At 64.6% G+C, this 21,127-nt stretch carries 21 protein-coding genes and 1 tRNA gene; 6 read left to right on the top strand and 16 right to left on the bottom strand.

All coding sequences use genetic code 11. From position 1 onward, the window contains the following. Positions 1-6 precede the first annotated feature (6 nt). The 16 genes from J1M87_RS10410 to argS all read right to left on the bottom strand — a co-directional run bounded on the left by J1M87_RS10410 (position 7) and on the right by argS (position 16,876). Entirely contained in the window at positions 7-570 is a 564-nt protein-coding gene (locus tag J1M87_RS10410; RefSeq protein ID WP_206489453.1) for a F0F1 ATP synthase subunit B, read from the bottom strand. A gap of 7 nt (positions 571-577) precedes the next feature. Then, a complete protein-coding gene (locus tag J1M87_RS10415; protein WP_128645511.1) occupies positions 578-817 on the bottom strand; it encodes an ATP synthase F0 subunit C in 240 nt (79 codons plus the stop codon). 78 nt (positions 818-895) lie between these two features. Continuing rightward, the gene (gene atpB, locus J1M87_RS10420) at positions 896-1,621 is read right to left on the bottom strand and encodes a F0F1 ATP synthase subunit A (RefSeq protein WP_374222375.1); all 726 of its coding nucleotides are present in this window, start codon (positions 1,619-1,621) and stop codon (positions 896-898) included. Positions 1,622-2,061: 440 nt separating this feature from the next. Then, on the bottom strand, positions 2,062-2,493 hold the full coding sequence (locus J1M87_RS10425) for a hypothetical protein (protein WP_206489649.1): 432 nt from the start codon (positions 2,491-2,493) through the stop codon (positions 2,062-2,064). A gap of 83 nt (positions 2,494-2,576) precedes the next feature. Next, positions 2,577-3,785, bottom strand: coding sequence for a glycosyltransferase family 4 protein (locus tag J1M87_RS10430; protein ID WP_206489454.1), 1,209 nt, complete (start codon positions 3,783-3,785; stop codon positions 2,577-2,579). Between the two features lie 18 nt (positions 3,786-3,803). After that, a complete protein-coding gene (locus J1M87_RS10435; RefSeq protein ID WP_206489455.1) occupies positions 3,804-4,466 on the bottom strand; it encodes an L-threonylcarbamoyladenylate synthase in 663 nt (220 codons plus the stop codon). Positions 4,467-4,532: 66 nt separating this feature from the next. Further along, positions 4,533-5,417, bottom strand: a complete 885-nt coding sequence (gene prmC / locus J1M87_RS10440) for a peptide chain release factor N(5)-glutamine methyltransferase (protein ID WP_206489456.1) — start codon at positions 5,415-5,417, stop codon at positions 4,533-4,535. A gap of 34 nt (positions 5,418-5,451) precedes the next feature. Further along, positions 5,452-6,300 carry an SHOCT domain-containing protein gene (locus tag J1M87_RS10445; protein ID WP_206489457.1) on the bottom strand — a complete coding sequence of 283 codons (849 nt, stop codon included), beginning with the start codon at positions 6,298-6,300 and terminating at the stop codon, positions 5,452-5,454. Between the two features lie 107 nt (positions 6,301-6,407). Beyond that, positions 6,408-7,484, bottom strand: a complete 1,077-nt coding sequence (gene prfA / locus J1M87_RS10450; protein WP_206489458.1) for a peptide chain release factor 1 — start codon at positions 7,482-7,484, stop codon at positions 6,408-6,410. A 98-nt stretch (positions 7,485-7,582) separates the two neighbouring features. Then, positions 7,583-7,816: a 50S ribosomal protein L31 gene (rpmE, locus tag J1M87_RS10455; protein ID WP_008715081.1), complete on the bottom strand. Its 234-nt coding sequence runs from the start codon at positions 7,814-7,816 to the stop codon at positions 7,583-7,585. Positions 7,817-8,016: 200 nt separating this feature from the next. Continuing rightward, on the bottom strand, positions 8,017-10,182 hold the full coding sequence (rho, locus tag J1M87_RS10460) for a transcription termination factor Rho (RefSeq protein ID WP_206489459.1): 2,166 nt from the start codon (positions 10,180-10,182) through the stop codon (positions 8,017-8,019). A 309-nt stretch (positions 10,183-10,491) separates the two neighbouring features. Continuing rightward, positions 10,492-11,424 carry a homoserine kinase gene (gene thrB / locus J1M87_RS10465; protein ID WP_206489460.1) on the bottom strand — a complete coding sequence of 311 codons (933 nt, stop codon included), beginning with the start codon at positions 11,422-11,424 and terminating at the stop codon, positions 10,492-10,494. A gap of 19 nt (positions 11,425-11,443) precedes the next feature. Beyond that, positions 11,444-12,511: a threonine synthase gene (gene thrC, locus J1M87_RS10470; protein WP_206489461.1), complete on the bottom strand. Its 1,068-nt coding sequence runs from the start codon at positions 12,509-12,511 to the stop codon at positions 11,444-11,446. Next, entirely contained in the window at positions 12,508-13,809 is a 1,302-nt protein-coding gene (locus J1M87_RS10475) for a homoserine dehydrogenase (RefSeq protein WP_206489462.1), read from the bottom strand. Before J1M87_RS10475 ends, thrC begins: the two co-directional genes overlap by 4 nt. After that, on the bottom strand, positions 13,806-15,227 hold the full coding sequence (gene lysA / locus J1M87_RS10480; RefSeq protein WP_206489463.1) for a diaminopimelate decarboxylase: 1,422 nt from the start codon (positions 15,225-15,227) through the stop codon (positions 13,806-13,808). The genes J1M87_RS10475 and lysA overlap by 4 nt, the downstream gene beginning before the upstream one ends. Continuing rightward, positions 15,224-16,876, bottom strand: coding sequence for an arginine--tRNA ligase (gene argS, locus J1M87_RS10485; protein WP_206489464.1), 1,653 nt, complete (start codon positions 16,874-16,876; stop codon positions 15,224-15,226). Before argS ends, lysA begins: the two co-directional genes overlap by 4 nt. Positions 16,877-17,107: 231 nt before the next feature. Here argS and J1M87_RS10490 point away from each other — a divergent pair, with 231 nt between their 5' ends. The 6 genes from J1M87_RS10490 (at position 17,108) to J1M87_RS10510 (ending at position 21,059) form a co-directional block, all read left to right on the top strand. Beyond that, positions 17,108-17,989 (top strand): DUF3105 domain-containing protein, encoded by an 882-nt coding sequence (locus J1M87_RS10490; protein ID WP_206489465.1) that lies wholly within the window; start codon positions 17,108-17,110, stop codon positions 17,987-17,989. Continuing rightward, positions 17,989-18,708 (top strand): DUF305 domain-containing protein, encoded by a 720-nt coding sequence (locus J1M87_RS10495; protein ID WP_206489466.1) that lies wholly within the window; start codon positions 17,989-17,991, stop codon positions 18,706-18,708. Before J1M87_RS10490 ends, J1M87_RS10495 begins: the two co-directional genes overlap by 1 nt. 68 nt (positions 18,709-18,776) lie before the next feature. Next, positions 18,777-18,849 (top strand) — tRNA-Arg (locus J1M87_RS10500). A gap of 60 nt (positions 18,850-18,909) precedes the next feature. Continuing rightward, positions 18,910-19,839 (top strand): hypothetical protein, encoded by a 930-nt coding sequence (locus J1M87_RS28570; RefSeq protein WP_241256636.1) that lies wholly within the window; start codon positions 18,910-18,912, stop codon positions 19,837-19,839. An 11-nt stretch (positions 19,840-19,850) separates the two neighbouring features. Beyond that, on the top strand, positions 19,851-20,441 hold the full coding sequence (locus J1M87_RS10505; RefSeq protein ID WP_307830775.1) for a class I SAM-dependent methyltransferase: 591 nt from the start codon (positions 19,851-19,853) through the stop codon (positions 20,439-20,441). Positions 20,442-20,525: 84 nt separating this feature from the next. Continuing rightward, positions 20,526-21,059, top strand: coding sequence for a MarR family winged helix-turn-helix transcriptional regulator (locus J1M87_RS10510; RefSeq protein WP_206489468.1), 534 nt, complete (start codon positions 20,526-20,528; stop codon positions 21,057-21,059). Positions 21,060-21,127: the final 68 nt, after the last annotated feature.

Here is a 21,127-nt window from a genome sequence, read left to right on the forward strand (position 1 = left end):
TCCGACTCACTTTCCGGCTGCGGAGTCCGCGGTGACGGAATCCAGCTCATTGAGGAAGCGATCGATCGAACTGGATCGCTTCGCGTCGTCGGACAGCTGCTCTCCGATGACCTTCTCTGCGAGTTCGACGGCCGTGCGTCCCAGATCTCCACGAAGCTCGGTGACGATCTGCTGACGCTGGGCAACGAGCTGACTGTGACCGGCGGCCACGATCCGGTCGCTTTCTTCCTGCGCCTTTTCCTTCATCTCGGCGAGAATCGCCTGCCCCTGGGTACGCGCTTCCTCACGGATCTGCGCGGCCTCGGAGCGAGCGTCGGCCAGCTGAGCGTGGTACTGCTCGAGAGCAGCCTTGGCCTCGGCCTGTGCCTGCTCGGCCTTCTTGATTCCACCCTCGATCAGCTCCGAACGCTCGGAGAGGACCGTCTGAAAACGCGGAACCACGTACTTCCAGAAGAGGAAACCGATGACGGCGACACAGACGAGCGACCAAACGATGTCGTATGTTGCGGGCAGCAGCGGGTTGTAGTCTCCCTCACCCTCCGCTGCCAGCAGCTCAATCGCGTTTGTCATCGCGCTCTCAGAGAATGAAGCCGGCAACGAGGCCGATCAGGGCGAGGGACTCGGTGAATGCGATGCCGAGGAACATGGTCGTACGGAGCTGACCGGCCAGCTCGGGCTGGCGAGCGGTGGCTTCCATGTTCTTGGCGACGACGAGGCCGAGGCCGATACCGCCGCCGATCGCTGCGAGGCCGTAGCCGATGGCGCCGTATCCGGTGGCGTTGATTTCCTGCGCCTGGGCCAGAACTTCAAGGCTCATTGGGTTTTCCGTTCCCTTTCTTCGGTCCACATCCGGGTGTCGGAGGTGGCGGTGTAGCTGGTTCGGTCGGTTGGTCGGTCAGTGCGAGTCGGCGTGCAGCGACAGATCGATGTAGATCGCCGTGAGCAGCGCGAAGATGTACGCCTGTAGGAAGATCACCAGCATCTCGAACATGGTGAACAGGAAGCCCATGATCAACGAGGGTGCAGCGAAGATCTTCAGGCCTGCGGAGGCCTCGAAGAGGAAGAACTGCGTGGCACTGAAGAACAGCACGAGCATGATGTGGCCGGCGAGCATGTTGGCCAGCAGACGCACCGTCAGCGTGAACGGGCGAAGGACGAAGTTCGAGATGAACTCGAGCGGGATCAGCAGCACGTGCATGGCCGGCGGGATGCCGGGGATGACGATCGTGCCCTTGACGAACTTGCCGAGGCCGAACTTCTTGACACCGGCGTACACGAAGGCGACGTATGCGACCGCGGCCAGCACGATCGGCAGCCCGATTCGGGCGTTGGACGAGATGTTCAGGAACGGAATGATCGCACTGAGATTCAACGCGAACACCGTGAAGAAGATCGTCATGATGACGGGCAGGAATCGACGTCCCTGTTCCTTACCGAGCACGTCCTCCGCGACGTGGATCCGGACGAAGTCGAGAGCGATCTCGGCGACGTTCTGGACTCCACGAGGAACGATCTTGGGGCTGCGCAAGGCGATCAGCATGAAGACGATCAGCAGCGCCGACATCAGGATGCGAATGAGCATCAGTCGGTCGAGCTCGAACGGGGTTCCCTCGAACAGCACCGCGGGAGGAAAGAAATCGGATAGTGACGGCGGATGGAACTCCGCAGCCAGGTTGGTGACGCTCAGCGGTCTCTCCCGTGTTCGGGCCGCAGCCGGTGACGACTGCGGTTCGATCGGACAATGACGATCTATCAAGTCGACGAAAATCGGCTCGCAATCGTCAGAGGCTGAGGCCCGGTCTTCATCGGCCAAGCGTCTGTCGGGTGTCGGCGACTCACGTCGACTCGGCAACTCTCAGGGCAGAACCTTACGTTGCCGAAGTCGGTGACTCCGGGCCTACTGTAAGGAAGCTCACGCTGACTGCTACCTGCGGGGGTCGAGTCCGGGGAAAAAGTCTCTTTCGTCCCGGTCTTGCCCACCGCTTGATGCAAACTTTATCAACAGAACTACGACGTTGTGTAGGCGGGCCTCAGCTTAACCGATTACGACGCCTTGTCGTACTACGTGTTGTCGGTGGTGCCGTCACCGGGAACGCTGTCGACGTAGGCGACCTTGGTCTTGACGACGCCGAACACTTCGGCACCGAGGACCGCCACCAGAGCACCCAAGATGGTCAGCCCCAGTGAGTACTTGTTGTAGAAGTCTGCGTCCTTGAGTGCAACGAGCACGATCAACGCGATGACCATCTTGACCAACCATCCACCGAGCAGCAGCGCTCCGACTGCCGAGGCCGGAAAACGCGTGGTCAGAGCCACCGACAATGCAGTTGTGATGACGAATCCTCCCCCGATCGCCAGACCGATGAGAGAACCCCACAACCCCGGTGTTCCCGCTGCAGCAACCGATATCCCGAGGCTCACCACCGTCAACACCACCAGGCCGATGAGGCCGTAGCGGACCGCGGCACGGAGCGGCGCGAATTGGTCGGGCATGGGCTGCGGGGTGAAGGTCACAGTTGTCGAGAGTACCCAGTGACCTGACGAACCCTGGACGTGACCGAGAATCGCCGAGCGAATCAGCGCCGTCGAGTGCTGGGACGATCGAATCCGCGCGATCGATCCACCCGCAAGGTCGGCACAGCGGTGACGACCAGGGCGAACACGAGACCCGCCGCGACCAGCAGCACGACGATGCGCCGGTCGAGCAGCGATGAACCGACCGCACCGAAGGCGAGAACTCCCACCCACAGGTAGATCACCAACACCACCCGACGGTGCGAGTGGCCGATCTGTAGCAATCGGTGGTGCAGATGCATTTTGTCCGGGCTGAACGGGCTCCGACCCGCCCGAGTGCGACGAATGACCGCCAGCAACAGGTCGAGGATCGGGATGAGCATCACGGCACCGACCAGCAGAATCGGCGACAAGAGGCCGAGCAGATCTCGCGGACCGTATGCCGTCAGCGGAATCCGACCCGACGCGCTCGTCGAGATCGTGGCCAGCGTCAGCCCGATGAGCATCGAGCCCGAATCACCCATGAAAATGCGCGCGGGCTGAAAATTGTGCGGCAGGAACCCCAGGCACGCACCGGCCAGGGCTGCCGCGATCAACGCGGGAGGGTAGACGCCGACATCGCCGCCCTGTTCCTGCAGCAGTCCCACCGAGAAGATGCAGATCGCCACAGAGGAGATGAGCCCCAGCCCGGCCGCCAACCCGTCGAGACCGTCTACGAAATTCATGGCGTTGACGATCACGACGGTGATCAGCACCGTCACCAAGCCGGCTTGCAGCTGGTCCAGTACGAGCGTGGTACCCGGCTGCCCCGGCTCACCGCCCCACGGCTGGTACAGCACCACCCAGCTCACGCCCATGATGACCAGAACACCGGCGGCGGTCACCTGGCCGACGAACTTGGTCAGGGCATCCAGACCCCACCTGTCGTCGATGACGCCGACCAATACGATCACGAAGCCCGCGACGAGTGCCGCCGGAATGTCGCGGTTGTATGCGACGTCGAAGCCGCGTGCCAACGCCGGCAACTGTGACGCGAACAGCAGTGCGGCGAGCATGCCCGCGTAGATTCCTACTCCCCCGAGCCTGGGGGTGGCCTGCACGTGGACGTCGCGATCACGAGGAACGGCCACGGCCCCGAACTTGATCGCCGCCACTCTCACTCCCCCGGTGGCGAAGAACGTGACCACGGCAGCCGTGAGGAAAACCAGCAGCAGCTCACGAATGGGAACACCTGCGCCCAAGTTCGACTGAGCAAGCACCTCGCCGCTCATGCGGGACGGTCGGTCATGTCAGGAAGCCCCCGGGACCAGGCTTTCGGCGGTGACACCGAGAACCTCGGCAATCTTTTCGGTGGGAATGGCGCCGACCCGAAGAATTCGGGCGCGATCACTCGTGAGATCGACAATCGTCGACGCGACCGCGTGCTCGGCCGCTCCACCGTCCAAATACACCGCAGCAGAACCACCGAGTTGCTCTCGAGCCTCGGCCACAGTGGTGGCAGGCGGGCTGCCCGAGATGTTGGCGCTCGAGACAGCGAGCGGTCCGACCTCACGCAGGAGCTCCAGAGCCACCGGATGCAATGGCATACGCAACATCACCGTGCCCTGCGCGTCGCCCAGATCCCAGGCCAAGGACGGCGCCTGTTGCACGACGATGCTCAATGCGCCGGGCCAGAACGCGCGTATCAGATCTCGGGTTCTGGGCCGAACGCCGGCGACCAGTCCGTCGATGGTGCTCCAGGAGCCGACGAGTACGGGGACCGGCATATCGCGCCCGCGGCCCTTGGCACGCAGCAAATCGGTGACGGCACTGCCGTCGAAGGCATCGGCCGCAATTCCGTAGAGGGTGTCGGTGGGCATCACGATGAGTCGGCCGGACTTGAGTGCACCGCGGGCTGCGGTCAACCCGGCAGCGCGCGCATCGGCTTCACGGCAGTCGTAAACGGTACTCACGGCCACCATCCTTCCACCTCCGGTAACGAAGTGATGTCAGGTGCCGCCCGCCTGCCGCTCCCGCCATCAGGCCGAAGGCGGTTGGGCCCTCGTTGCGACGACGAACCTGGGCCTGCCCGCCAGATCCGGATGGGCAGTGACCTCGGTGAACACACGCCGCGCCGAGAGCAGCGCTTCCACGGCGCTCCCGTTGGTGTCGTCGTGCTCGATCGCGACTCCGCCGCCGACCCGTAGCCAGCGAGCAATATTGCGCACCATCGGCTCGATGACCGACAGTCCGTCCGCACCACCGAAAAGCGCCATGTGCGGATCGTGATCGATCACCTCTGGGTCGAGATCGGTTCCTTCGGGAATGTAGGGCGGGTTCGCGACGATCATGTCGACTGCACCGTCGAGTTCGGTGAGCACATCGCGTGCTGTGACGTCGCCGTGGTGCAGCGTGATCGGAGTATCGCCTTCGCCGCTGCGCAGATCGGCGTTGCGCCGCGCCCATGCCAACGCCGATGGATCGAGTTCGACGGCATGAACGACGGCGTCGGGCCGAGCGTTGGCGATGGCGAGGGCGAGCGCTCCTGAGCCCGTGCACAGATCGAGAATCACCGGCGGATGATGATCGACATTTTCGAGAAATGCCAACGCCCAAGCCAACAACAACTCGGTTTCCGGTCGCGGAACGAACACGCCGGGTCCGACTTCCACGTCGATGTTCCCCAGCGAGGTTCTACCGGTGATGTATTGCAGCGGAATGCGTTTCGCGCGCTGAGCAACGGTACGGAAATACGCTTCGACGAGCTCGGGTTCGACGAGGGGCACCAGGCCGAGACGGCCACGTTCGACGCCGACGAGGTGCGCAGCAAGTAGCTCCGCATCGACCCTGGCACTCGGCACACCTGCCTCCTCGAGCACAGACGTTGCTTCGAGGATGGCTAGGCGTAACGGCTTTCGGCTCACCTGTACAGACTGCCACGAGCTACCGAAGGCCCACTCACACCCGCCCGAGCAGCTCGGCTTTCTTCGAGAAGAATTCGTCGTCGGTCAGAAAGCCCTTCGCATGCAGACCGGCGAGAGCCTCGATCGCAGCAGTGATATCGGAGATGTTCGCTCCGGCGTTGTTGTCACCGGACCCGGACGGGTTCGAGCCAGGCTGATTCGGAGACTGCGGGGCCGAGGACTGCGGGGCCGGAGACTGCTGGGCCGAAGACCGAGGCGGGGAGGACACCTGCGGCCCAGGCTGGTTCTGCTGGCCGGTTTCCGTCGAGTGCTGATCGACCCGAGGCAAGCTTCCAGCACTGAACGTGCCGTACTGGCTGGTGAATTCCAGCGATCCCGGCCCGCCGCCCTGCTGTTGCTGAGCTCCTCCGATGGAGTGATCGAGCGTGTCGTACACCGCCAACTCGCCGCCCGAGAGCACGGCGAGGCGCCTGCTCGAGGGGAACACCGCGTACTGCGAGCCGTTCTGACCACCGCTCGAGCTCGGCGAACCGAGCTCCGACGGCCACCACGAACCGGAGCCGAACGAGTTGCCGCCGAACGAACCGCCGCTGGTGTCCCTCGGTGGGTACACCTGATGTTGCGACAGCACCTCGGACAGATCACGGCACAGGCCGTCGACCCGAGCCTTGAGGCCGTGGTCGAACATGTTGCCGACCATGGTCATCCCGCCGCGCATCCATTGGCCGCTACCACCGAGCTCGGGAATGTTGAACTGCGCCATGGTGCCGCGGCCGTTGTTGACGGCATCGAGCATGGTGCGGACCGCATCGGTCGAGACGCCGTAGCGCGAGGACAGCTCGGACACGGCATTCTCGCCTGCGGGGGTAAGGGCCTGGTTCATTTCTGGTGTGCCTCTCGGGCGCTCGTACTGGGGTCGAACCTGGCCGCCAGGGTATCGCACCGAGCTGCGGACCGACCCGGTGAAATCCGTAAAGCCTTGTGCCGCAGCTACTCTGCCTGCATCCTGGCGTCACGGTCTGCTTTGGCGAGCGCGTCGAGCAATGCATCGATCTCACCGTCGAGGACCGCATCGAGATTGTGCGCTTTGAAGCCGATCCGGTGGTCGGTGATGCGGTTCTCGGGGTAGTTGTAGGTTCTGATCCGCTCCGAGCGGTCCACGGTGCGCACCTGACTCGCTCGGCCTGCTGCGGCCTCTTCGTCCGCTGCCTCTTCCGCAGCTGCCTGCAGCCGGGCGGCGAGCACCTGCATCGCGCGCGCCTTGTTCTGCAACTGCGAGCGCTCGTTCTGACAGGTCACCACGATACCGGTGGGCAAGTGGGTGAGCCGGACGGCGGAGTCGGTTGTGTTGACGCCCTGACCGCCCTTGCCGGACGACCGGTAGACGTCGATACGCAGATCGGCTTCGTCGATCTGGACTTCTTCCACTTCGTCGGGCTCGGGGTACACCAGAATGCCCGCTGCCGAGGTGTGCACACGTCCCTGCGATTCGGTGACCGGCACCCGCTGCACGCGGTGCACGCCGCCCTCGAACTTCAGTCGTGCCCAGACGCCGTCGAGCGGGTCCTTGGCCTTGATCGACAGCGTTGCATCCTTGTATCCACCCAGGTCGGATACGTTCGCGTCGAGCACTTCGACGCGCCAGCCACGGCGTTCTGCGTAGCGCACGTACATCCGCGCGAGATCGGCTGCGAACAGCGCCGATTCCTCACCGCCCTCACCCGATTTGACCTCCATCACGATGTCGTCGCCGTCGTGCGGATCGCGCGGTGCCAACAGATCGGTCAGAGTCTGCTCCAGCTGCACCACCGTCGCCTCCAGGTCGGGAATCTCGGCCGCGAACGACGAATCGTCGGCGGCCAACTCACGTGCAGCGTCGAGGTCGTCCTGCGCGGAGGTCAACTTCGCGTGCGCGGACATGATCGGGGCGAGCTCGGCAAATCTCTTGCCTGCTCGGCGTGCCGCGGCGGGGTCGTTGTGCAGAGCGGGGTCTGCGAGTTGCTGTTCGAGGCCGGAGTGTTCGGCGAGGATGTCGTCGATTGCCGAAGGCTTGATTGTTCTCGCCATGTTGATGACTCACTCTCGAACGCCGGTGCAACTGGGAATGGACACAAAAAAGCCGACGCCCGCCCTGTGTGTTCACAGGGCGGGCGTCGGCGAAACAGCTAGCTGTCTGCGTCGGCCTTCTTGCCGGCGCGCTTGCCGTAGCGAGCCTCGAAGCGTGCGACGCGACCGCCGGTGTCGAGGATCTTCTGCTTGCCGGTGTAGAAGGGGTGGCACTGCGAGCAGACCTCGACGCTGATGCGCTCTTTGTCGGTGGTGCTTCGGGTCTCGAAAGTATTTCCGCAACCACAGACGACTGTCGTCAGTGTGTAGTCGGGGTGAATTCCAGCCTTCATGGTGTCCTAACCGTTCTTTGTAATGGTCGCCGGGTCGCCTTCGCCGATCGAAGACGTGAACCGGAACCGGACTCGGCCGCTCAGTATGCCAGAGCGTGCATCTGACCTGCTAATCGCCGGTACTTCCGTGCCGACAGATCCATACAACGCAGGCACCGGCCAGGTTGTTCCCCGGACGCAACGGCCGGGGAACAAGCCGGTCAGTCGTTGATGCCGCCCGGAGCCGTCTTCGATACTTCCATCAGGAACTCGAGGTTGTTCTTGCTCTTCTTCAAGCGGTCGACCAGCAGGTCGATGGCTTGATGTGAGTCGAGTCCGGACAACACGCGCCGCAGCTTGTGCACCACGGCCGCCTCGTCGGGAGCAAGGAGCAATTCGTCGTGTCGAGTGCTCGACGGATTGATGTCGACGGCCGGGAACACTCGCCGCTCGGCGATCTTGCGGTCGAGCTTGAGCTCGGCGTTGCCGGTGCCCTTGAACTCCTCGAAAATCACGGTGTCGCCGGTCGATCCGGTTTCGACCATGGCCGTGGCGATGATGGTCAACGATCCACCGTGCTCGATGTTTCGAGCGGCACCGAGGAAGCGCTTCGGCGGGTAGAGCGCTGTCGAGTCGACACCACCGGACAGGATCCGGCCGGAGGCAGGCGAGCTGTTGTTGTACGCGCGTCCAAGACGGGTGATCGAGTCGAGCAGAACCACCACGTCCTGGCCGGCCTCGACCAGACGCTTCGCGCGCTCGATCGCCAGTTCCGCCACCGCGGTGTGATCGCCCGGCGGACGGTCGAACGTGGACGCAATGACCTCGCCCTTGACGCTGCGCTGCATGTCCGTCACTTCTTCTGGACGCTCGTCGACGAGGATGACCATCAGATAGCACTCGGGGTTGTTGATGGCGATCGCATTGGCGATGGCCTGCAGAACGCTGGTCTTACCGGCCTTCGGCGGGCTGACGATCAGCGCACGCTGACCCTTACCGATCGGCATCACCAAGTCGATGATGCGCGTGGTGAGGATGTTCTGCTGCGTCTCGAGGCGCAGCCGCTGGTTGGGGTACAACGGCGTGAGTTTGCCGAACTCCGGACGCTTACGCGCGGCCTCGACCTCGCGCCCGTTGACGGTGTCCAAGCGCACGAGCGGGTTGAACTTCTGCCGCTGGTTGGACTGCTCCCCCTCGCGGGCCACTCGAACTGCGCCGGTGACCGCATCACCGCGCCGAAGACCGTTCTTGCGAACGAGGTTCATCGACACGTAGACATCGTTGGGGCCGGCCAGGTAGCCCGAGGTACGGACGAACGCGTAGTTGTCCAGAACGTCCAGGATGCCCGCGACGGGCTGGAGGACGTCGTCCTCGCGGATTTCGGTATCGCGCTCGCGTCCGCCGCCGTCGTTGCCTTCGCCGCGGTCGCGACCACGACGCCGTTCACGGAACCGACGGCCCCGCCGACCCCGGCCCTCGCCCTCGTCGTCCTGATTGTTGTCGCGGTTGTCGCGGGGACCGTTGTTGCGATCCTCGTTTCGTCCGTCACCCTGATTGCGGTTGCGGCCGTTTCGACCGCCGTTGTCACGGTTCGAGTTGTCGCGGCCGGAGTTGTCACGATTCGAGTTGTCGCGATTCGAGTTGTCGCGATTCGAGTTGTCCCGGTCGCCCTGGTTACGGCCGGAATTGTCCCGGTCGCCCTGGTTACGGCCGTTTTCACGGTTCGAGTTGTCGCGGTTCGAGTTGTCGCGGTTCGAGTTGTCCCGGTTGGCGTCGGGCTCGCGCTGTTCGCGGTCGGAACCGTCCTGCCGGTTCCGCTCGCCGCGGCTGCGCCGTGGACGTTCGGTGCCCGCGTTGTCGCCGGCCTCGTCGGGCTTCTCGGACGGAGCGGAAGTATCCGACGCTGGTCGCTCGGATGCGGCGGCCTCGGCTCCAGCCGAGTCGCCACTGCCGTCGAGCGGAAGCTGATCGGGCGCACCTGACCGGCGGCCGGCAGCTCGGCGGCCACGTGCACGACGCCCGGTCTCGGGGGCCGCGTCGGAAGCATCGGCCGAGTTCGCCTCGGAACCGCCCGCAGACGGGGTCTCGGGGGTCGGCGCAGCCTCGGCTGCAGGTTTGTCTTCGACGGGAGGCGTCGACGCGGCAGCCCGACGCGACTTGGGCGCGTCGGACTTGGGTGCATCGGACTTGGCTGCACTGGACTTGGTCGACGCAGCACCCGCCTGACGCTCGGATATGGCTGCGATCAGATCGCCCTTGCGCATACCGGAGATGCTCTTGATTCCGAGTTCGCCGGCAAGGCTGCGCAGCTCGGTGAGAACCATTCCGGACAAGCCTGCACGTCGGGGAGACGTCTCGGGCGCAGAGATGAGTTCCGTATCGGTCACGGAGGTCCTTTCCTTCCCTCGCTCGCTCGATGCGCAGCCGAGGGTTCGTTCCGCAGCTCGACATTCTGCCGAACTCGGATATTGCCGTTCATGTTCGACGCACTCCGCCGACGACACCGTCGATCCGGGACCGCAGATATCCACGGGAGGATCGAGTCAGGAGCGTCACATCACTCGGACGTTCTGAAATCCCCCGAATACAGCGACCTGAATGCCCTGACGAAACCGGCGTCTGAAGCGCACGATGTACGGACAGGGTTCACCATAGCGCCGTTGTCCCCAGTCGGCAAGAACCCTACTCGCCGGTTGTCACCTGATCGTGACCCCATCGGCGACATCGAGGTCGAGCACCCGCCACCCCTCGGCGGCTGCGGCCTCGCGCAGATCGGACGGAAACGGCTCCGTACACAGCGCCATCACGGTCGGTCCGGCACCGGAGACCACGGCTGCGATGGATCGGGCCCGAAGGCGGGCGATCCAACGGGTGGTGTCGGGCAGCGCCTGTGCCCGTTGACCTTGGTGCAACAGATCCTCGGTCGCGGACATCAGCAGGTCCGGCCGGTCGGTGAGAGCCACCACCGCGAGAGCACTTCGACTGACGTTGAAGGCCGCGTCGCGGTGAGGCACCAACTCCGGCAACAATCCCCGGGTGTGGGAGGTGGACGAGCGCTCGGTCGGAACGAGCACGACGACCGTGATACTCGGGTGCACCTCGAGACGCACAGCTGCGTACTTGCGCGCCGTCACACTGGCATTGGGCGGCTCGCTCCACGACACGACCGCTCCGCCGAGACAACTTGCCGACGCATTGTCCGGATGACCCTCGAACTCCGACGAGAGCTGAACGAGCTGAGCCTGCGACAACGTCGATTCCGGATCCACCTTCGCCGCCAACGCATTGGCGGCGGCCAGACCTCCGACCACAGCCGACGCCGATGAACCGAGCCCTCTGGAATGGGGAATCACGTTGCGGCACTGAATATCCAGGCCATCCGCCCACACTCCTGCCGCCTCGAGCCCCCGCTCGATGGCGCGCACGACGAGATGCGTCGGACCCCACGGCACATCCGCCGAGCCCTCGCCGTCGACGTGGATCCGCAATCCCGACGCGGTGGTCGTGACCTCGATCTCGTCGTAGAGTCCCAAAGCAATTCCGAGACTGTCGAATCCGGGTCCGATGTTGGCACTGGACGCCGGGACGCGCGCGGTGACCGTGAGTCCGATGGGGAGTGTCGTCGTCATAGCCGGAGATTCCGTCAACTCAGGCCAGCTCGAGCGCAGCCGCGACAGCGACGGGATCGACCGAAATCGGTTCGACGACAGGCATTCCCGACAAGGCCGTGTCAGGATCTTTGAGACCGTTTCCGGTCACGGTGCACACGACGGTCAGGCCCGGTTCGAGCCAGCCTTCCTTTCGCGCCGCGAGCAATCCGGCGACGCTGGCCGCGGACGCGGGCTCGACGAACACTCCCTCGGTCTTCGCGATCAGTCGGTACGCCTCGAGAATCTCCTCGTCGGTCGCTGCGCGGAATGCACCGTCCGATTCTTCCTTCGCGTTGACGGCACCGTTCCAGGACGCGGGCGAGCCGATGCGGATGGCGGTGGCGATGGTCTCCGGATCCTGCACGGGAGCACCATGAACCAGCGGTGCAGCACCTGCCGCCTGGACTCCGAGCATGCGCGGCTTGCGGGTGGTGAGGCCGTCACGGAAGTACTCCGAGTAGCCGCGCCAGTACGCGGTGATATTGCCTGCGTTCCCGACCGGAAGAGCATGGATGTCCGGCGCGTCGCCGAGTGCATCGCAGATCTCGAACGCCGCCGTCTTCTGACCCTCGATCCGGACGGGGTTGACCGAGTTGACGAGACCGATCGTCGGGAACTCCGCGGTGGTCTTACGTGCCAGTTCGAGGCAATCGTCGAAATTGCCCTGCACCTGAATGATCTTGGCTCCGTGCATCACTGCCTGGGCGAGCTTGCCCATCGCGATCTTGCCCTGCGGAACCAGCACCGCACAGGTCATTCCGGCCTTGGCCGCGTAGGCAGCGGCGGAGGCGGAGGTGTTGCCGGTGGAGGCGCACAGCACGGCTTCCTGCCCACGTGCGAGCGCGTCGGTGACGGCCATGGTCATTCCACGGTCCTTGAAGGAACCGGTGGGGTTGAGCCCTTCGACCTTCAGATGCACCGTGCAGCCGGTCAGTTCCGACAGATGTCCGGCCGGTAGCAGCGGCGTCCCGCCCTCACGCAACGTGACGGTCTTCCAATCCGGGCCGATGGCCAGACGCGGACGGTAGGCCTCGATCAGGCCGGGCCAGGGGGTGTGGACGCTCATACGGTGGTGCCTTCCAATCTGAGGACGCTGGCGACGTGCACGACCACGTCGAGCTGCTCGAGAGATGCAACGGTTTCGGACAGGGCCGAGTCGGCCGCGAGGTGGGTGACCACCACGAGCCTGGCCCCGTCACCCGCCCCGTGCTGCCGCACGGTCGAAATGCTGACGTCTCGCTTGGAGAACTCGGCCGCTACGGTGGCCAGCACACCGGGCCTGTCGGCAACCTGCATGCTGACGTAGTAGCGAGTGAGAATGTCACCCATGGGGGCCACCTTGAGCTTGGCGTACTTGGACTCGAGCGGGCCTCGTCCGCCGTAGAACTTGTTGCGCGCAGCCATCACCAGGTCGCCGAGCACCGCGGACGCGGTCGGCGAACCGCCCGCGCCCTGACCGTAGAACATCAACCGTCCGGCTGCCTCGGCTTCGACGACCACGGCGTTGAACGCGCCGTTCACCGAGGCCAAAGGGTGATTCAGAGGCACGAGCGCCGGGTAGACCCGAGCGGAGATCCGCTCCTTGCCCTTGGGCGTCACGATGCGTTCGCAGATGGCCAACAGCTTGATGGTGCAGTCCAAGGACTTCGCGGTTTCGAGATCGTCCGAGGTGATCTTGCTGATGCCCTCGCGGTAGACATCGCCAGCGGTCACCCGGGTATGGAACGCGATGGACGCCAGAATGGCAGCCTTGGACGCCGCGTCGTAACCTTCGACGTCCGCGGTGGGGTCGGCTTCGGCGTAACCCAGACGCCCGGCCTCGGCAAGCGTTTCAGCGTAGTCCGCTCCGGTCTCGTCCATGGCCGAGAGAATGAAGTTGGTGGTGCCGTTGACGATTCCGGCGACCTTGTTCACACGGTCACCCGCGAGGGACTGCATCAGGGGGCGAACGACCGGAATGGCTCCGGCCACGGCGGCCTCGAAATACAGGTCTGCGCGCGACTTCTCGGCCGCGTCTGCCAGCTCTCCGGTGTACTCGGCCAACAGTGCCTTGTTCGCCGTGATGACGGACTTGCCCTTCTCGAGGGCAGAGAGCACGAGGGTGCGGGGAATGTCGATGCCGCCGAGCACCTCGACGACGATGTCGACGTCCTCGCGACCGACCAACTCGGCCGGGTCGTCGGTGAGCAGTTCGGCAGGAACACCGCGATCGCCGTCCACCCGGCGCACCGCGATACCTCGAATTTCAAGTGGCGCACCGATTCTCGCCTCGAAATCCGCTGCGTTCTCGGTGATGATCCGGACGACCTCGCTGCCGACGTTTCCGAGCCCGAGTACCGCGACGCCTATCGGCTTCGATGTCATGACTGAACCTCCAAGCTGAGCAGATCTTCGATGGTTTCCCGCCGCAGGATCAGGCGCGACTGCCCGTCCCGGACTGCGACCACCGCGGGCCGCGTCAGCAGGTTGTAGCGACTGGACATGGAGTAGCAGTAGGCACCGGTGGCCGCGACAGCCAGCAGGTCACCGGGGCCGACATCGGCCGGCATCCATGTGTTCTTGATGACGATGTCGCCACTCTCGCAGTGCTTTCCGACCACGCGGGCCATGACTGCCTCGGCCTCGCTCGTGCGCGAGACCAATCGGCAATCGTATTCGGCCTGGTACAGCGAGGTCCGGATGTTGTCGCTCATTCCCCCGTCGACGCTGATGTAGCGACGGCGGGTCGCCTTGTCGACGGTGACATCCTTGATGGTCCCGACCTCGTACAGCGTCACCGTTCCCGGTCCGGCGATCGCGCGACCCGGTTCGACGGCAATGGTCGGCACCGGCAGACCCACTGCGGCCGATTCCGTCCGCACGATCTCGGTCAGCTTCGCGGCCAACTGCTCCACCGGCGGCGGATCGTCACTGGGCAGATACGAGATGCCCATGCCGCCACCGAGATCGAGTGTCGATATCTGCGCGGTCTTGTCGACACCGAACTCCGAGACGATGTCTCGAAGCAGGCCGATCACCTTGTGCGCTGCCAGTTCGAAACCGTCGACCTCGAAAATCTGCGAGCCGATGTGACTGTGCAAACCGACGAGGCGCAGATTGTCGGCCGCGAACACCCGGCGCACCGCCTCGAGCGCCGAGCCGTCAGCGAGCGAGAAGCCGAACTTCTGGTCCTCGTGCGCGGTCGCGATGAACTCGTGCGTGTGCGCCTCGACTCCGACGGTGATGCGAACGAGGACGTCCTGAACCACTCCCGCGGCACCGGCGACCGCGTCGAGACGGTCGATCTCGATGGTCGAGTCGAGAACCACATGCTCGACGCCGGCGCGCACCCCCGCCTCGAGTTCGGCAACCGATTTGTTGTTGCCGTGCATGGCAATTCGGTCGGCGGGGAATCCGGCTGCCAACGCGATGGCCAGCTCGCCGCCGGAGCAGATGTCCAGGGACAGTCCTTCGTCGGCAACCCAGCGAGCGATCTCGCCGCAGAGAAATGCCTTGGATGCGTAGTGCACCCGCTCGGTTGCCCCGAAGGCAGCAGCCATGTCGCGACAGCGCGAACGGAAGTCGTCCTCGTCGACGACGAACAACGGCGTGCCGTACTGCTCCGCGAGATCGGTCACCGAGACTCCGCCGAGCCGGACGGTTCCATCGCCGCCGCGCTCGGCGTTGCGGGGCCACACCTGCTCGGGCAGCGTCGTCATCTCCGACGCCACCGCCGGGCGCTCGGGCGTCGTCTGTTCGGCGGGACCACCGGCATGCTTGGGTCCCGCCGGATGTGCGCTCACATGCGCTCCGGTGCGGTGACCCCGAGCAGTTCGAGGCCGTTGGCCAGAACCTGCCGGGTCGCGTTCCCCAACGCCAGTCGTGCGGTGTTCACAGCTCCGGGCTCCTCGTCTCCTTGTGGAAGTACTCGACACGCACCGTAGAAACGGTGGTAGGCACCCGCCAACTCCTCGAGATAGCGGGCAATTCGGTGGGGTTCACGTAGTTCGGCAGCACTGGCCACCACACGCGGGTACTCGCCGATCGTCCTGATCAACTCGCCCTCCTGCTCGTGCGTCAGCAGGCTCAGATCGGGATTGTCGGCCGAGATCCCCAGTTCGGCGGCATTGCGTGCGAGCGAGGCCAAGCGGGCGTGCGCGTACTGGACGTAGTAGACGGGATTCTCGTTGCTCGCACTCGCCCAGAGAGCGAGGTCGATGTCGATGCTCGAGTCGACGGACGATCTGATCATGACGTATCGAGAGGCGTCGACGCCGATGGCGTCGACCAGGCCGTCGAGGGTGATGACGGTTCCGGCGCGCTTGCTCATCTTCACCGCGACGCCGTCGCGCACGAGGTTGACCATCTGCCCGATGAGCACCTCCACGGTGCCCGGATCGTCGCCGAAGGCTGCCGCAGCGGCCTTGAGTCGTCCGATGTATCCGTGGTGGTCGGCCCCGAGCATGTAGATGCACAGGTCGAAGCCGCGCTGGCGCTTGTTCTGGAAGTAGGCGATATCGCCTGCGATGTAGGCGGCGTTGCCGTCGCTCTTGATGACGACACGATCCTTGTCGTCGCCGTACTCGGTGGATCGGAGCCACCAGGCACCGTCCTCCTCGTACAGACTGCCCGACGTCTTGAGGTACTCGACCGATGCGTCGACGGCGCCCGAGTCGAACAGCGAGTTCTCGTGGAAGTACACGTCGAAATCGACGCCGAAATCGTGCAGGTTCGCCTTGATCCGGTCGAACATCAGCTCGGTTCCGATCGATCGGAACGTTTCTTCCTGTGCCTGCGGAGCCAGTTCGAGGGCCTGCGGCTCCCGGGCGAGCACCTGCGATGCGATCTCGGCGATGTACTCGCCCGCGTATCCGTTCTCCGGTGCGGGTTCTCCCTTCGCCGCGGCGATGAGTGAGCGACTGAAACGGTCGATCTGAGCGCCGTGATCGTTGAAGTAGTACTCCCGGGTGACCTCCGCGCCGTGAGCGGTCAGGATGCGACCGAGTGCGTCGCCGACAGCAGCCCACCGGGTTCCGCCGAGATGCACCGGGCCCGTCGGGTTGGCCGAGACGAACTCGAGGTTGACCTTCTTGCCCGCCATCGACGATCCGCTGCCGAAGGCCGGGCCGTCGGCCAGCACTCGGGCAACGATTTCACCTTGCGCTGCGGCGGCCAACCTGATGTTCAGGAATCCGGGGCCTGCGACATCGGCGCTCGAGATCGCGGCATCGGCCGCGAGGGCCTCGGCGAGCCAACCGGCGAAATCGCGAGGGTTGGCTCCGGCCTTCTTCGCCACCTGCAGCGCCACGTTGGTCGCGTAGTCGCCGTGCTCGGGGTTGCGGGGACGCTCGACGGTCAGTTTCGCAGGTAGAACGGATGCGTCGAGGCCGCGGTCGGCGAGCACCTTCGCGGCGGTCGCATGCAGCAGTTCGGCAAGATCGGCGGGAGTCACAGGTAGCTATCCTATTGGCTGGTGCGCGGCGTGCTCGCATGCACTGCCCGTCCGCTTCCGCGCTCACCCGGTCGATGCGGACGCCGCAGGCTCTGAGCACGCTCTCAGGCAGAGAACGTACAGTAAGGGCGCTCTGCGGAGATGATGCATCGTTACCGCCGTCACCAGCAGAAACGAATCAACAGCGCCACCGACCACCCACTTTCCTCGACTGAGAGAGCAACCACAGCGATGCCAACGGGTCCCGACAAAGGCAACCAGAACAAGTCGGCTGCGAAGGCAAACAAAGCCATCAACGCGGCCAACAAGAAGTCCGCAGGCAAGAAGAAGAGCGGCGTGCCCGCCGCCAAGGGGCGGCAGATCCCCTGGCTGACCGTTGCCGGTGTCGTTGTGGTCCTCGGTCTCGTCGCGGGCCTCGGGTTCAACCTGTACCCGAAGTACCAGGACAGTGCCGAGGCGAAGAAGTTCTCGCCCAGCGAGAGCAATCAGGATCCGTCGACCGATATCGACGGGGTCGTGGTGAAGGACTATCCGGCGGCCCTGCACGTCGCACGCTCGCAGCGAGTCGCCTACGACCAGTCGCCGCCGTTCGGTGGACCGCACGATGCCGTGTGGGCCACCTGCACCGGCATTGTCTACCCCGAGGCCATTCGCTCCGAAAATGCGGTGCATTCGCTCGAGCACGGTGCCGTCTGGATCACGTACAACCCTGATGATCTGAGCGCGGACCAGATTCAGACGCTGGCCGATCGCGTCGACGGTGAAACTCAGATGATGATGTCGCCGTACCCCGGCCTCGACAGTCCGGTTTCGCTGCAATCCTGGGGCCACCAACTCAAGCTGGACAGTGTGGACGACGCACGCATCAGCCAGTTCATCTCGGCCCTGCGCCTCAACCGTTTCGCCTACCCCGAGGTCGGTGCCAGCTGCGCATCGGTGCCCGGAACCGGCGACAACGCCTTCGACCCGGACAACCCGCCCCTGTTCGACGCATCCGCACCCGGCCCCGACGCGGTGCCGATGGACGGCGGCGGCATTGCTCCCGATACGAGCGAGACCGGTGGAGCAGGCGGAATGCAGCTGCCGAGCGACCTGCAGATCCCGTCGAACTGATGACCGAGACGACGACCGACAACGCGCCGACGCCTGACTCCGCAGGCAAGCCCAGCCAACGCGTCGCGCTGGTGGCGCTTGCTCTGATTGCCGTCCTCGCCATCGGGTTCGCGTTGGGCTTTCTGGTCAAGAGCCCGTTCCGAGACGGCGACAACTCACCCGCAGCGGACTCGGTGGATGTCGGCTTCGCTCAGGACATGACCGTGCACCACGAGCAGGCGATCGAGATGGCCGCGGTGGCGTTGACCAATGCCTCCGATCAGGCAGTCAAGAGCTTGGCGTTCGACATACTCACATCTCAGCAAAACCAGGTGGGACAGATGCAGGGCTGGTTGGCTCTGTGGGATCGTGCACCGATCTCCACCGACGGTTACATGGGGTGGATGAGCGAGGACGACGCACACGGACATGCGGCCAACGGGATGTCGATGGATGCCGGATCTGGCGATCCCACCAGGGCGATGCCGGGCATGGCCAACTCGACCGAACTCGCAGCGCTTCGACAGGCCACGGGCTCGGACGTGGACGTGCTGTTTCTGCAGCTCATGCTGCGCCACCACGAGGGCGGCCTGGCGATGATGGAGTACGCCACCACCCACGCGCAGTCACCTGCGGTGATCAACTTGGCCAAGTCCATGGTCGAAACACAATCCGGCGAGTCGACGCTGATGAAGCAGATGCTCGCCGCGAAGGGTGCGCAGCCACTGCCACTGGGGTGATTTCGACTCCGGCCGCGTATGCGCTAGTCTTTCGTACAGCCCAACAGGCACACCGGCCTCGCCGGTGCGCCCCCGTAGCTCAGGGGATAGAGCGTTCGCCTCCGGAGCGAAAGGCCGCAGGTTCGAATCCTGCCGGGGGCACACATTTTTCACGCCGGCCACCTGCTCCGGGTGCCCGCTCGACCGAGACGGTGGACTCCCATGTCGGAGGATCTCCCCCATATCGAGTCGGTCGTCGACACCCTGTACTCACTTGCGCCCGCCGATTTCGTCGCACGCCGGTCCGCGTACGCCACCGAGTTCAAGAAGGCCGGAGACAAGGCCGGAGCCGCCAGGATCGGTGCCCTCCGTAAGCCCACCGTCGTGGCGTGGTTGATCAACAATCTGGCCCGGCAGGACGAGTCGGCCCTGGCCGAACTGTTCGACCTCGGCGAGCAACTCGAACGGGCCCAGCAGCGCGGCGACGGGCGTCGATTACGTGAGTTGTCCACTGCTCGAAGCACTTCGATACGCGCCCTCACCGAAACGGCCGTCTCGCTCGGACACGATCTTGGCATCACCGTCGGTGACAACGCTGTGCGCGAGATTGGCAACACCCTGAACGCGGCGATGGCCGACCTCGACGTTCGCGACCGCGTTCGCGCGGGCAGGACCGTGGCGGCCGAAACCTACAGTGGCTTCGGACCTGCCCTGCTCTCGCTCGTTCCGAACGCCCCGAAGGACGACGACACAGCGGATGACGACACAGAGCAGGACGACGACACAGAGCAGGACGACGACACAGAGCAGGACGCCGCACCGGAGACCGAGGACGATCGGTCGACCATCGACGAAGCAGAACGGAACCGTCTGCTCGCCGAACTCGACTCTGCCGAGGCCGAGCTCGATACCGCGCGAATCGACGCCGAGGAAGCCACGGCCGAGCACCAACGATGCGAGGCCGAACTACACAGCGCTGCAGCAGAGGTCGCGCGGATCGAGTCCGAACTCGATGCGGCGAAAGCCCGGGCCCGACAAGCACGGAAGGCATCGAAGGCAAGCTCGGTAGACGTGCGTTCGGCGATGGACGTGCACGAGGCTGCCCGCGCTCGGGTCGCCGAAGCCCGGTCGGCACTCGATGCCCTGACCTGACCTACCCTGGCGTGGTGACCACACGATGGCAGGCCGAGAACTCTGCAGCCGATTCCAAGCGATACATCGAAAGATTCGACCGCCTGGCCGAGCGAGGCGTGGACCTGCACGGTGAGGCCCGGATGGTCGATGCGCTGGTCTCCCCTGCGTCGAACATCCTCGATGCCGGATGCGGCACAGGCAGGCTCGGTGCCGAACTCGCTCGCCGCGGACACCGGGTGACTGCGGTGGATCTCGATCCGGTTCTGGCGGAGGCCGCGCGAGCACACCCCGAACTCGACGTGCATGTCGCCGATCTGACGACGCTGGATCTGGGACGGACGTTCGATGCAGCCGTGGCAGCGGGCAACGTACTGGTCTTCATGAAGCCCGGTACCGAACGCGCAGCGCTCCAACGTATCTGGGCCCACCTGACCGACGGCGGGGTGTTCGTCACCGGGTTCGCCACCGATCGGGAGTACACGGTGGACATGCTCGACCAGGATCTGGCTGCGACCGGGTTCGATGTAGAACATCGTTTCGCGACGTGGGATCTGAGGCCCTGGCGAACCGACGCGGACTGGGCTGTCACGGTGGCACGGAAGGCCGCATTGTTGGCATGAGAGTTCGAACGATCGCGTGATCGCGATCGAATCTCGACTCATACGACGGGCACGCGAACCGGACACCGTGGGAGGATGGTCGGTATGCCTGCACCGTCTCCGCTTCCACTCGACCCCATTGCAGAGGCCCACCGACAGTGGACCGAGCACGGGTGGCCCGAGGCCGCCGACGGTATGGCGGCCGTGACGTCGTTGATGCGCGCTCAGCAGATCATGCTGGCACGGGTCGAGGAAGCTCTCAAGCCCACGGGACTGACCTTCTCGCGGTACGAGCTGCTGACGTTGCTGACGTTCACCAAGAACGGCGCGCTACCGATGGCGAAGGCCAGTGCGCGTCTGCAGGTGCATCCCACGAGTGTGACCAATGCTGTCGACCGTCTCGAATCGGTGGGATACGTTCGGCGCATTCCGCATCCGAGCGATCGACGCACCACTCTGGTCGAAATCACCGATCAGGGACGCACGTTGGCGCTCGAGGCCACCGAGCGTCTGAACTCGCTGGTGTTCGCCCAACCCGGCCTCGCGCGCGACAAGTTGCTCGGGCTCATCCGCATCTTGGCGGAACTGCGTTCCGATGCAGGCGATTTCGACAGTGATGACATATCCACATCGTTCTGAGTTCTGTGGTGACTGATCACAAATTAATGGCACACCCGTACCGCTCGTGGTGGAATGTCCTTGTGAAC

The organism is Rhodococcus sp. KRD162 (assembly GCF_017168335.1).
GTDB lineage: Bacteria > Actinomycetota > Actinomycetes > Mycobacteriales > Mycobacteriaceae > Rhodococcoides.

What these genes read in the sequence shown, in the direction of transcription:
- J1M87_RS10410 (WP_206489453.1), bottom strand. Translation starts at nt 570, where the DNA reads ATGACAAACGCGATTGAGCTGCTGGCAGCGGAGGGTGAGGGAGACTAC.
- J1M87_RS10415 (WP_128645511.1), bottom strand. Translation starts at nt 817, where the DNA reads ATGAGCCTTGAAGTTCTGGCCCAGGCGCAGGAAATCAACGCCACCGGA.
- J1M87_RS10425 (WP_206489649.1), bottom strand. Translation starts at nt 2,493, where the DNA reads ATGCCCGACCAATTCGCGCCGCTCCGTGCCGCGGTCCGCTACGGCCTC.
- J1M87_RS10430 (WP_206489454.1), bottom strand. Translation starts at nt 3,785, where the DNA reads ATGAGCGGCGAGGTGCTTGCTCAGTCGAACTTGGGCGCAGGTGTTCCC.
- J1M87_RS10445 (WP_206489457.1), bottom strand. Translation starts at nt 6,300, where the DNA reads ATGAACCAGGCCCTTACCCCCGCAGGCGAGAATGCCGTGTCCGAGCTG.
- prfA (WP_206489458.1), bottom strand. Translation starts at nt 7,484, where the DNA reads ATGGCGAGAACAATCAAGCCTTCGGCAATCGACGACATCCTCGCCGAA.
- rpmE (WP_008715081.1), bottom strand. Translation starts at nt 7,816, where the DNA reads ATGAAGGCTGGAATTCACCCCGACTACACACTGACGACAGTCGTCTGT.
- thrB (WP_206489460.1), bottom strand. Translation starts at nt 11,424, where the DNA reads ATGACGACGACACTCCCCATCGGACTCACGGTCACCGCGCGCGTCCCG.
- thrC (WP_206489461.1), bottom strand. Translation starts at nt 12,511, where the DNA reads ATGAGCGTCCACACCCCCTGGCCCGGCCTGATCGAGGCCTACCGTCCG.
- J1M87_RS10475 (WP_206489462.1), bottom strand. Translation starts at nt 13,809, where the DNA reads ATGACATCGAAGCCGATAGGCGTCGCGGTACTCGGGCTCGGAAACGTC.
- J1M87_RS10490 (WP_206489465.1), top strand. Translation starts at nt 17,108, where the DNA reads ATGCCAACGGGTCCCGACAAAGGCAACCAGAACAAGTCGGCTGCGAAG.
- J1M87_RS10495 (WP_206489466.1), top strand. Translation starts at nt 17,989, where the DNA reads ATGACCGAGACGACGACCGACAACGCGCCGACGCCTGACTCCGCAGGC.
- J1M87_RS28570 (WP_241256636.1), top strand. Translation starts at nt 18,910, where the DNA reads ATGTCGGAGGATCTCCCCCATATCGAGTCGGTCGTCGACACCCTGTAC.
- J1M87_RS10510 (WP_206489468.1), top strand. Translation starts at nt 20,526, where the DNA reads ATGCCTGCACCGTCTCCGCTTCCACTCGACCCCATTGCAGAGGCCCAC.